The organism is Pseudomonas sp. NA-150 (genome assembly GCF_044336365.1).
Taxonomy (GTDB): domain Bacteria; phylum Pseudomonadota; class Gammaproteobacteria; order Pseudomonadales; family Pseudomonadaceae; genus Aquipseudomonas.
The window spans coordinates 389,257-401,102 of the sequence record NZ_CP172305.1; the positions used below are offsets into that span (position 1 = coordinate 389,257).

At 58.0% G+C, this 11,846-nt stretch carries 10 protein-coding genes; 8 read left to right on the top strand and 2 right to left on the bottom strand.

What is annotated here, in order from left to right; genetic code table 11:
• Nucleotides 1-15 precede the first annotated feature (15 nt).
• The 4 genes from ACF0H7_RS01915 (at nt 16) to bfr (ending at nt 3,686) form a co-directional block, all read left to right on the top strand.
• Complete coding sequence (locus tag ACF0H7_RS01915; RefSeq protein WP_003176403.1) at nt 16-1,017, top strand: DNA-directed RNA polymerase subunit alpha; 1,002 nt, start codon at nt 16-18, stop codon at nt 1,015-1,017.
• A 42-nt stretch (nt 1,018-1,059) separates the two neighbouring features.
• Nucleotides 1,060-1,446: a 50S ribosomal protein L17 gene (gene rplQ, locus ACF0H7_RS01920; RefSeq protein WP_397451130.1), complete on the top strand. Its 387-nt coding sequence runs from the start codon at nt 1,060-1,062 to the stop codon at nt 1,444-1,446.
• A gap of 170 nt (nt 1,447-1,616) precedes the next feature.
• Nucleotides 1,617-3,065, top strand: a complete 1,449-nt coding sequence (locus tag ACF0H7_RS01925; protein ID WP_397451131.1) for a catalase — start codon at nt 1,617-1,619, stop codon at nt 3,063-3,065.
• A 156-nt stretch (nt 3,066-3,221) separates the two neighbouring features.
• Nucleotides 3,222-3,686: a bacterioferritin gene (gene bfr / locus ACF0H7_RS01930; RefSeq protein ID WP_397451132.1), complete on the top strand. Its 465-nt coding sequence runs from the start codon at nt 3,222-3,224 to the stop codon at nt 3,684-3,686.
• A 56-nt stretch (nt 3,687-3,742) separates the two neighbouring features.
• On the opposite strand, the gene uvrA is transcribed toward bfr, so the two are convergent.
• A complete protein-coding gene (gene uvrA / locus ACF0H7_RS01935) occupies nt 3,743-6,577 on the bottom strand; it encodes an excinuclease ABC subunit UvrA (RefSeq protein ID WP_397451133.1) in 2,835 nt (944 codons plus the stop codon).
• 129 nt (nt 6,578-6,706) lie between these two features.
• Here uvrA and ACF0H7_RS01940 point away from each other — a divergent pair, with 129 nt between their 5' ends.
• From ACF0H7_RS01940 to ACF0H7_RS01955, 4 genes are all read left to right on the top strand, one after another.
• Nucleotides 6,707-8,104, top strand: a complete 1,398-nt coding sequence (locus tag ACF0H7_RS01940; protein WP_397451134.1) for an MFS transporter — start codon at nt 6,707-6,709, stop codon at nt 8,102-8,104.
• A 9-nt stretch (nt 8,105-8,113) separates the two neighbouring features.
• Nucleotides 8,114-8,635 carry a single-stranded DNA-binding protein gene (locus ACF0H7_RS01945; protein WP_397451135.1) on the top strand — a complete coding sequence of 174 codons (522 nt, stop codon included), beginning with the start codon at nt 8,114-8,116 and terminating at the stop codon, nt 8,633-8,635.
• A 478-nt stretch (nt 8,636-9,113) separates the two neighbouring features.
• Entirely contained in the window at nt 9,114-9,620 is a 507-nt protein-coding gene (locus ACF0H7_RS01950; protein ID WP_397451136.1) for a hypothetical protein, read from the top strand.
• 8 nt (nt 9,621-9,628) lie between these two features.
• Nucleotides 9,629-10,159: a DUF5384 family protein gene (locus ACF0H7_RS01955; RefSeq protein ID WP_397451137.1), complete on the top strand. Its 531-nt coding sequence runs from the start codon at nt 9,629-9,631 to the stop codon at nt 10,157-10,159.
• A gap of 244 nt (nt 10,160-10,403) precedes the next feature.
• Here the strand turns inward: ACF0H7_RS01955 and ACF0H7_RS01960 are convergent, their stop codons facing one another.
• The gene (locus ACF0H7_RS01960) at nt 10,404-11,747 is read right to left on the bottom strand and encodes a chloride channel protein (protein ID WP_397453804.1); all 1,344 of its coding nucleotides are present in this window, start codon (nt 11,745-11,747) and stop codon (nt 10,404-10,406) included.
• Nucleotides 11,748-11,846: the final 99 nt, after the last annotated feature.

Consider the following 11,846-nt stretch of genomic DNA (forward strand, 5'->3'; position numbering starts at 1 on the left):
AAAATAGGTGCATCCATGCAGATTTCGGTAAATGAGTTCCTGACACCCCGTCACATTGATGTGCAGGTTGTCAGTCCAACCCGCGCCAAAATCACTCTCGAGCCTCTCGAGCGTGGTTTCGGCCATACCCTGGGCAACGCGCTGCGCCGCATCCTGTTGTCCTCCATGCCCGGCTGTGCAGTAGTCGAGGCCGAGATTGACGGTGTACTCCATGAGTACAGCGCCATCGAAGGTGTACAGGAAGATGTTATTGAAATCCTGTTGAACCTTAAAGGTCTGGCTATCAAGCTGCACGGTCGAGACGAAGTTACGCTGACCTTGTCGAAGAAGGGTTCGGGGGTGGTTACCGCTGCCGATATTCAGCTGGATCATGATGTCGAGATCGTTAATCCCGATCACGTAATCGCTAACCTGGCGTCTAACGGCGCCCTGAACATGAAGCTCACCGTAGCTCGTGGTCGTGGTTATGAACCGGCCGATTCGCGTCAGAGCGATGAAGACGAAAGCCGCAGCATTGGTCGCTTGCAGCTTGACTCTTCGTTCAGCCCGGTTCGCCGTATCGCATACGTGGTGGAAAACGCCCGTGTCGAGCAGCGTACTAACCTGGACAAGCTGGTTATTGATCTGGAAACCAACGGTACTCTGGATCCTGAAGAGGCAATCCGTCGTGCTGCAACCATTCTGCAACAGCAGTTGGCTGCGTTCGTCGACCTCAAAGGTGACAGTGAGCCAGTGGTAATCGAACAGGAAGACGAGATCGATCCGATCCTTCTCCGTCCGGTTGACGATCTGGAACTGACTGTACGTTCGGCCAACTGCCTTAAGGCGGAGAACATTTACTACATCGGCGACCTGATTCAGCGCACCGAAGTAGAACTGTTGAAGACTCCGAACCTGGGCAAGAAATCCTTGACTGAAATCAAGGACGTTCTGGCCTCCCGTGGTCTGTCCCTCGGCATGCGCCTCGACAACTGGCCGCCTGCAAGTCTTAAGAAGGACGACAAGGCGACTGCCTGATCGTCGTAATCACCGAACGTTGTGTTTGGTAAGGAATGAACCATGCGTCATCGTAAAAGTGGACGTCACCTGAGCCGTACCAGCTCTCACCGCAAAGCCATGTTTCAAAACATGGCGGTGTCGCTGTTCGAGCACGAGCTGATCAAAACTACACTGCCGAAAGCTAAAGAGCTGCGTCGCGTTGCTGAGCCGCTGATCACTTTGGCTAAGATTGATAGCGTTGCTAACCGTCGTCTGGCCTTCGACCGTACTCGTTCGAAAGCTATCGTTGGTAAGCTGTTCAACGATCTGGGCAAGCGTTATGCAACCCGTGAGGGTGGCTACCTGCGCATCCTGAAGTGCGGTTTCCGCACTGGCGACAACGCGCCTATGGCGTACGTCGAGCTGGTTGACCGTGCTGTTAGCGGTGCTGCTGTAGACGCTGAATAAGCTGTCAGCTTGATCAAGGAACCGGGCCTAGTGCCCGGTTTTTTGTGTCTGTATGAATTGTAAAAAACTATCGCTGCCAGAAGATCAATGAATTAGATGGTGTAATAAAAACGGACAATACTCTCTCCCATGCCGGTGACCGGCCAATTGCTGACACAGAGAGATTTCCCATGAGCCAGAACAAGACGCTTACCACTGCCAGCGGCGCACCCGTTGCCGACAACCAGAATTCCCGCTCGGCAGGACCACGCGGTCCACTGCTGCTCGACGATTTTCATTTGATCGAGAAGCTGGCTCATTTTAATCGCGAGAACATCCCGGAACGCCGCGTTCACGCCAAAGGCTCGGGCGCTCACGGGACCTTCACTGTGACGCGTGATATCACCCAGTACACCAGCGCCAAGTTGTTCCAGAGCGCCGGCAAACAAACCCCTATTTTCCTTCGGTTTTCGACCGTAGGTGGCGAGCGTGGATCTGCGGACACCGAGCGTGACCCGCGCGGCTTCTCGGTTAAGTTCTACACCGAGGAAGGTAACTGGGACATCGTTGGTAATAACACGCCGGTGTTCTTCATTCGTGATCCGCTGAAATTCCCCGACTTTATTCACACGCAAAAGCGTCAGCCGCAAACCAACCTGAAAAGTGGGCAAATGGTTTGGGATTTCTGGTCGCATTCTCCAGAGGCGCTGCACCAGGTCACTATCCTGTTTTCGGATCGTGGAATTCCGGACGGCTACCGCTTCATGCACGGTTTCGGCAGCCACACCTATAGTCTGCTCAGCGCCAAGGGTGAGCGTCACTGGGTGAAGTGGCACTACAAGACCCAGCAAGGCATCAAGAACCTGTCGCCGGCCGATGCTGCGCGTCTGGCGGGCACTGATCCTGACTACGCCCAACGTGATCTGTTCTCGGCGATTGAGCGTGGCGATTTCCCGAAATGGAGTGTCTGCGTGCAGATCATGAGTGAAGATCAGGCTCAGGCGCATCACGAAAACCCGTTCGACGTAACCAAGACCTGGTCGCAAAAGGAATACCCGCTGATCGAAGTGGGCGAGCTGGAACTCAACCGCAATCCGCAGAATTACTTTGCTGAGGTCGAGCAAGTGACGTTTGGCCCGAGCAATATGGTGCCAGGCGTTGGTTTGTCGCCTGATCGTATGCTGCAAGGTCGTGTGTTTGCCTATGCGGACGCACACCGCTACCGCGTGGGTACCAACCATCAGCAACTGCCGATCAATGCACCAAAAAGTCCAGTGCATAGCTATCAGCGTGACGGATCGATGCGTTTTGGCGACAACGGTGGTTCGGCGCCGAACTATGAGCCAAACAGTTACACCGACGCACCGAAGCAAGCGCCAGCGTACGCGGAGCCGGCCTTGGCGCTTAATGGTGTCGCTACTCGCTACGATCACCGTGAAGACACCGATTACTTCAGCCACGCCGGTGCACTGTTCCGTCTGATGACTGTCGAGCAGAAGGCTCACCTGATCAACAACATTGCCGGCGCGATGGCGGGTGTTTCCAGCGATGTCGTTCAACGTCAGCTGCAGTACTTCTACCAGGCTGATCCCGCCTACGGCGAAGGCATTGCCAAGGCCTTGGGGGTAAATCTGTCGTAATTCGAAGTGAGAAAGCAAACCGCCCTCATTTGGGCGGTTTTCGCCTCCGGTTGTCCGACTTTCGACGCTTTTTTCACACTTTATTTAACTTTGTGAAGTGACCTTGGGAGTTGCTTGGTTCAAACTACAGGCTTTCAAGCAGGGAGATGCAGGGCGATGCAAGGTCACCCGGACGTAATCGATTATCTCAACACGTTGCTGACCGGCGAACTGGCAGCGCGCGATCAATATTTCATCCATTCGCGGATGTACGAGGACTGGGGCTTTTCCAAGCTCTACGAACGTATCAACCACGAGATGCAGGAAGAGACAGAACACGCTGACGCGTTGATGCGTCGTATTCTGATGCTCGAAGGGACGCCCCGCATGCGCGCGGATGACTTGGACGTGGGTACCACGGTGCCTGAGATGCTCGCCAGCGACTTGCGCCTCGAATACAAGGTGCGTGCCGCGCTGTGCAAGGGTATCGCGCTCTGCGAGCAGCACAAGGACTATGTCACCCGTGACATTCTGCGAATCCAGTTGGCCGACACCGAAGAAGACCACACCTACTGGCTGGAGCAGCAGTTTGGTTTGATCAAGTCGATTGGCCTGGAAAACTATTTGCAATCGCAGTTCTGACAGTACCGGCAATAAAAAACCCCTGCCATCGCGAGATGGCAGGGGTTTTTTTGGTCTTACGCCCGGTCGCGAATCAACAACGGTTTGAGGTAGTGCCCGGTGTAGGACTGTTCCATCTCCGCCACTTGTTCCGGTGTGCCGCAGGCGATGATCTGGCCGCCCTTGGAGCCACCTTCTGGCCCCAGGTCCACCAACCAGTCGGCTGTCTTGATCACGTCAAGGTTGTGCTCGATGACCACCACCGTATTACCGTGATCGCGCAGGCGATGCAGAACGTCGAGCAACTGCTGGATATCGGCGAAGTGCAGGCCGGTGGTCGGCTCGTCGAGGATGTACAGCGTCTTGCCGGTATCGCGTTTGGACAGCTCGCGAGACAGCTTGACCCGCTGCGCTTCACCGCCCGATAGCGTAGTCGCCGACTGCCCCAGCTTGATGTAGGACAAGCCCACATCCATCAAGGTTTGCAGCTTGCGCGCAAGCGCCGGCACGGCATCGAAGAACACTCGCGCGTCTTCAATGGTCATCTCCAGCACCTCGTGGATGCTCTTGCCTTTGTAGCGGATCTCCAGCGTCTCGCGGTTATAGCGATTGCTTTTGCACACATCACAAGGCACGTAAATGTCCGGCAAGAAGTGCATCTCGACCTTGATCAGGCCATCGCCCTGACAGGCTTCGCAGCGTCCGCCTTTGACGTTGAACGAGAAACGCCCCGGGCCATAACCACGGGAGCGCGACTCGGGAACACCGGCAAACAGCTCGCGGATCGGGGTGAATAACCCGGTGTAGGTGGCGGGGTTGGAGCGCGGCGTACGACCGATCGGGCTTTGGTCGATGTCCACGACCTTGTCCAGATGTTGCAGGCCATCGATGCTGTCATGCACCGCCGCCTCAAGCGTGGTGGCGCCGTTCAATGCGGTGGCGCTGAGCGGGAACAGGGTATTGTTGATCAGTGTCGACTTACCCGAGCCGGAAACCCCGGTGACGCAGGTCAACAAGCCAATCGGGATCTCCAGGTCGACGTTGCGCAGGTTGTTGCCGCGCGCGCCGTTGAGCTTCAGCGACAGCTTCTTGTCACGCGGCGTGCGTTTCGCCGGGACTTCGATCTTCACCCGGCCCGACAGATATTTGCCCGTCAGCGAATCCGGGTGCGCCATAACTTCAGCTGGCGTGCCTTCAGCAACGATGTGCCCGCCATGAATACCGGCGCCAGGGCCGATATCCACGACGTAGTCCGCCAGACGAATAGCGTCTTCGTCGTGCTCGACCACGATCACTGTGTTGCCGATGTCGCGCAGGTGTTTCAGCGTACCGAGCAGCCGATCGTTGTCGCGTTGATGCAGGCCGATTGACGGCTCGTCGAGGATGTACAGCACCCCGACCAGCCCCGCGCCAATCTGGCTCGCCAGACGAATACGCTGCGCTTCACCGCCAGACAAGGTATCGGCGCTGCGGTCCAGCGACAAATAATCCAAGCCGACGTTGACCAGGAACTGCAGGCGCTCGCGAATTTCCTTGAGTATCTTGTCGGCAATTTCGCCGCGTCGCCCGGTCAGCGACAGCGTGGCGAAATAATTGGCTGCATCGCCAATCGGCAAGTTGGTCACCGCTGGCAAATTCTTCTCGCCGACCCACACATGGCGCGCTTCACGACGCAGGCGCGTGCCACGGCAATCCGGGCAAGGCTGGGTGCTGAGAAACTTGGCCAGCTCTTCGCGCACGGTGGCCGATTCGGTTTCGCGGTAACGGCGTTCGAGGTTCGGCACGATGCCTTCGAACGGGTGCGCACGCTTGACGATGTCCCCCCGGTCATTGAGGTAACGGAAATCAACGTTCTGCGTGCCGCTGCCATGCAACAGAATCTTCTGTTGGTCGGCAGGAAGTTCGTTGAACGGCACTTCCAGGCTGAAGCCATAGTGACTCGCCAGCGAGCCGAGCATCTGGAAGTAATACACGTTGCGCCGATCCCAACCGCGAATCGCACCCTCCGCCAATGTCAGCTCGCCATTGACCAGACGTTTGGTGTCGAAGAATTGCTTCACGCCCAACCCATCACAGGTCGGGCAAGCGCCAGCCGGGTTATTGAACGAGAACAGCTTGGGTTCCAGCTCGCTAATGGCGTGGCCACAGATCGGGCAGGCGAAGCGCGCGGAGAAAATCATCTCTTCGCCCGGCTCATCGTCCATCGGCGCGACCCACGCGATGCCGTCGGCCAGTTTCAGCGCGGTTTCGAAGGATTCAGCCAGACGCTGCTGCATGTCCTCGCGAACCTTGAAGCGGTCGACCACTACATCGATGGAGTGCTTCTTTTGCTTGTCCAGTTTTGGCAGCTCATCGAGTTCGCACAGCCTGCCGTTGACCCGGGCACGAACAAAACCTTGTGCGCGTAGCTCTTCGAAAATGGCCAGGTGTTCGCCCTTACGTTCCCGAACCACCGGCGCCAACAGCATCAGCTTGCTGCCTTCCGGTTGCGCCAACACCAGGTCAACCATCTGGCTGACGGTCTGCGCTTCCAGCGGGATATCGTGATCCGGGCAACGCGGCTGACCGACCCGCGCATACAACAGACGCAGGTAGTCGTAAATTTCGGTGATGGTACCCACGGTCGAACGCGGGTTGTGCGACGTGGATTTTTGTTCGATCGAAATGGCAGGTGACAGCCCTTCGATTGTGTCGACGTCCGGTTTCTCCATCATCGACAGGAATTGTCTGGCGTAGGCAGAGAGCGATTCGACATAGCGCCGTTGCCCTTCGGCATACAGCGTGTCGAACGCCAGCGACGATTTGCCAGAGCCGGAAAGTCCGGTAATGACGATCAATTTGTCGCGTGGCAGGGTCAGGTCAATGTTCTTCAGGTTGTGGGTTCGCGCCCCACGTATCAGGATCTTGTCCACTGCGGCCTCGCTTGGCGGGCATAAACGTCGGAGTATACGGCTCCATGCCAGTACGCGGCAAAGCGTCACGTATGTGCTCTCCATCGATGGGACTGGTAGAATCGCCGCCGGTTCACATGAGGTTTTTCCATGCACGATCCCCTTAGCGAACGCATGAGTGGTGCCGAGACCCGCGCAGCCAGCGGTCTGGCCCTGGTGTTCGCGTTCCGTATGCTTGGCATGTTTATGGTTTTGCCGGTGCTGGCCACCTATGGCATGGACCTGGCGGGCGCGTCTCCCGCGCTGATTGGTCTGGCAATTGGTGCATATGGCCTGACTCAGGCGGTGCTTCAAATACCGTTCGGTATGATTTCTGACCGCATTGGTCGGCGACCGGTGATTTACCTGGGGCTGATTATCTTCGCCCTTGGCAGCCTGCTGGCGGCCAATGCGGACTCGATCTGGGGCGTCATCGCCGGACGGATCCTGCAAGGTGCGGGTGCGATTTCGGCGGCCGTCATGGCACTGCTCTCTGATCTGACCCGCGAACAACATCGCACCAAGGCCATGGCCATGATCGGCATGACCATCGGCGTGTCCTTCGCGGTGGCCATGGTGGTCGGGCCGTTGCTGACTCGCGCGTTTGGTTTGTCGGGGCTGTTTCTGGCCACGGGTGGCATGGCATTGGTCGGAATTCTGATCGTCGCGTTCATGGTGCCGCGCGCAACCGGACCGCTGATGCACCGAGAGTCGGGCGTGGCGCGCCAGGCGTTGGGGCCGACCTTGCGTCACCCTGACTTGTTGCGTCTGGATTTGGGTATCTTTGTGTTGCACGCGATGCTCATGTCCAGCTTTGTTGCGCTACCCTTGGCGCTGGTGGAAAAAGCCGGTCTGCCGAAAGAGCAGCATTGGTGGGTCTACCTGACGGCATTGCTGATTTCGTTCTTTGCGATGATCCCGTTCATCATCTATGGCGAGAAAAAACGCCAGATGAAACGGGTGTTGCTGGGCGCGGTCACAGTGCTGATGTTAACGGAGCTATATTTCTGGGCGTTTGGCGATACGCTGCGAGCATTGGTGATCGGCACGGTGGTGTTCTTCACTGCGTTCAATCTGCTCGAAGCGTCGTTGCCATCGTTGATCAGCAAGGTGTCACCGGCGGGCGGCAAGGGCACGGCGATGGGGGTTTACTCCACCAGCCAGTTCCTCGGTTCGGCGGCTGGCGGCATACTCGGCGGCTGGCTGTTTCAGCATGGTGGCTTGAGTGTGGTCTTCCTCGGGGGCGCTGCGCTTAGCGCCATCTGGCTCGCCTTTGCTGTTACTATGCGTGAACCTCCATACGTGACGAGCTTACGTGTGCCGTTGACGCCAGAGACACAGCGCGAAGCCGGTCTGATCGCGCGTCTGATGGCGGTCCCGGGAGTGACAGATGCAGTGGTGGTGGCGGATGAAGCTGCCATCTATATCAAATTGGATACCGAACTATTGGATCGCTCGTCCCTTGAGCGCCTGGTCAACGACCCGGTGCCTGCGGCGTGTGAAGCCTAGGAGAACGTTATGGCCCGTGGGGTTAACAAAGTCATTTTGGTCGGCACTTGTGGCCAGGATCCCGAAGTTCGCTACTTGCCTAACGGTAACGCCGTGACCAACCTGAGTCTGGCGACCAGCGAACAATGGACCGACAAACAAACGGGTCAGAAAGTCGAAAAGACTGAATGGCACCGCGTTTCGATGTTCGGCAAAGTGGCGGAAATCGCTGGCGAATACCTGCGTAAAGGTTCGCAGGTCTACATCGAAGGCAAGCTGCAGACCCGCGAGTGGGAAAAAGACGGCATCAAGCGCTACACCACTGAAATCGTCGTCGACATGCAAGGCACCATGCAACTGCTGGGCGGTCGTCCACAAGGCGAAGGCGCTCCACAGGGTCAAGGCGGCATGTCCAACTCCGCGCCGCGTCCTCAACAGCAGCGTCCGCAGCAATCCCAGCCGCCACAGCGCGAGTCGCGTCCTGCTCCCCAGCAGCAAGCGCCGCAACCGGCTCCGGATTTCGACAGCTTTGATGACGATATTCCGTTCTAGGCATTACCATAGAGCAATGTAAGGTTTTCCCCTGAAAGCCCCGGTGCGCAAGCGCTCGGGGCTTTTTCTTTGCCCAAAAAAAATAAATTATAGCCGGGTGACAGGCGCAGGGGATGGCTAGCGATAAGCGTAGAGAATGCAGTAATGAATGGTCCCCAGCGGTAAACCGCCACCCCCGCCCGGATTTTTTTGAGCGCTGAGCGGAGGCTTGCGTACGCCATGGCCAATCTTGGCGTCATAGCCTGACTCGCTCCTGATCTCGGCTCCGGTCGTACAACGGCGTCGTCCGGGGCGAGGCATAGTTGGCCATCAGATTGAGAAATAAATAGTTCCCTCGGCGGTATCGCGTGGTTACAATTTACTGATGTCAAATTGATGTCATTTATTGCCTATGCACACCAGAATTCGTTGCGTGGCGATATTCGAAAAGCGCCAGGAAGCGGTCTGCTCCCTCGAAGGACCTAAGGAAATGTTGTTTATGTTCAAGCAAACCATAGCTGTTATCTCCCTGGCCACTGTACTCGCTGGCTGCCAGGCCACCGGTGAGGAATATCAGGCCGACGTGTTCGATGCCAGTCAAGTAAACACCAAGCAGCCAGCAAAGACCGTACAGATCATCACGGTTTCGCCTACCAGGATTAAAGTCAGCAACGAAGCTAACCGCAAAGCGGCCACCGTGGTCGGCGGCTTGCTTGGCGTAGTTGGCGGTGGCGCATTGGGAGCTACACGTAGCGGAAACACTGCGGTGGTCGGCGCAGTTGGCGGCGGCGCTGCTGGTGCCCTGGCAGGGTCCTTGGTCAGCGAGACCAGCCTGGTGCCGGGCGTACTAATTGGCTACTCGGACAGCGGAAAAATCTACACTTCTGCCCAGGTCGGCCAGCCTTGCCAGTTCACAACGGGCAGCATTTCGCTGATGGTGATGATGCTCAACAACGAAACTCGCATCCAGCCTAATGCTACCTGCCCACCACCTGCCAAGGGTTGATACTCGGAATGAATCGCACAATCATTGCCGCAACCTTGGCGCTGTGGGTGGCTCAGGCACATGCTGGCCAGTTCGACCAGTTGCACCAGATCGAAGTCCAGCAGCAGCAGGCCGACGCCTACCAGCAGGCTACCCAGCAGCGCCAGTGGCAAGACCAGCAGGCCCAGGCTCAGGCCCGTGAAGACGCCAACCGTCGCGCTCGTGCCGCAGCGCAGGCCCGTTCAGCCGAACAGGCCGCCGAGCAGCGTAAGTCTGTCGCCCAGGAGAATTCCCGCTTGCGTAGCCGTGCCGAACAACAGGCCGACGAAGAGCACTCCCTGGACATCGAAGAGCGCAAGCTCAAGCTGCAAGCGATGAAAGCCAAGGCCGACCGCTCCAACGATTACATCGACGCCGAATTGCGCAGCAGCGCGGCACAAACCGATGTAGTGCAGTCCAGGGCCGATGCCACGCGCGACGTCAGTTCGGGCACTAAGACACTGCTGGAAGACACCGGCAAGGCCGACGTGAACCGGTCGGATAAATTGTTCGGTAACTGATTGCAAAAGCACCCACTGACCGGGTAATGCTTTTCACTCAAGCAGTTGAACTCATACTGGGCTTTCTGAAAAATCCGATGCCAGATCTCTGGCATCGGATTTTTTATGTCCGTTCAACAGCACCTGCTAGACCTCGGCGACCTTTCAAGCCTTGGCGGTGATTCGCGCGAAACCGTTCTAAGAAATGTCTACCCCAGTGGCAAATCAAAGCCTTGTCTCAGCTCGTGTGACAGTTTTCTTTGGGTCAGTTTTTATCGTTTACTGGCCTGACCCTCTCCAACACCTGCGCAGCCAACGCATGATAAAGCGAGACCGGCGAAATCCACCCTGACACACCGCTGGCGATCAATGCCGTGGCCAGCAATGGAATCGCCAGGTCAGGGCTGTGGGATAACTCCAGGGTGATCACGGCGGCGGTCAGCGGTGACCGGGTGACGCCGGCGAGGTAGGCGCCCATGCCGAGCTGGGCGCCAATCGCTGCGCTGACTCCGGGCAGCCAAGGCGTTAACCACGGGGCGAAAGCCGCACCTACTGCCAGTGAGGGCGAGAACAGTCCGCCGGGAATTCCGGCCAGGTAGGACACGACGTTGGCGAGAAATTTCCACACAATAAAATCCGACCCAGTCAGCGGATCGCCGTCGAGGATGGCCCGGGTTTCTGCGTAACCTGTGCCGAATACATGGTTGCCAGACAGCAGCCCCAGCAACGCCAGCACCACACCGCAGCCTGCGGCAAAACGCACCGGAAACCGGCTACGCAGTGCGAACATCCGGCCAAGCCAGCCGTGTTTGGTTGGCAGCACCAGGCGCACGTAGCCGCCTCCCACCACGCCGCCGAGCACGCCGCAGATCGGTACCGCGCTCCAACCCCAGCCCCAGGCGAGGTGGGCACCGAGCTCGCCGAAGTAGGTGTAAGGGCCGAGCAGGCCGAGGGTGACCATGCCACCGATGACCACGGCGGTCAGCACCAGGCCGTTGAATCGCTGCTCGAAGGTATGGCTGAGTTCTTCGATGGCAAACACCACCCCCGCCAGCGGCGTATTGAACGCGGCGGCGATACCAGCAGCACCGCCTGCGAGGATCAGCCCGGCGACGGTGCGTCGGCCATGCAGGCCGAGACGTCGACCGAAGGCATACATCACCGCTGCACCGACATGCACGGTCGGGCCTTCACGGCCGACGGAGGCGCCCACCAACAACGCACCAACCGTCAGCAGCATTTTTGCTGCGGCTATGGGCAATGCCAGCACTTTGCGGCGGAAGCTGTGAACGGGGTGTTCCAGCGCTGCGATGACTTGCGGGATACCGCTGCCCCGCGCATCGCGAAACCAGCGCTCGGTCACCCAGGCCAGCAAAGCAAAGCCCGCCGGCGTGATGATCCATGGGAGCCATGCAGCTCGTGAGGTGATCTGCTTGAACAGCACAAAGGCTTGGTCCGCGAGCCACGCGAACGCAAGGGCGATCAGACCCACCAATAGCGCGCCACACCAAAACGCCAAGCGCTGGCGCCACTCCCTCAATCGCTGCTGACGTACTCGGCGACGTTGATATGTGCGCTTGCGCAGCAGATCGATTTCCGGGGAAGGCATGTCGGAAGGAGCGAAGGACATAGGCGCGACCTACTGTGTGACGTAGGCGAAGTCTAACGTATGCCACTCCAATGTCCGCAGTTCAGGTAGCACAGCTCC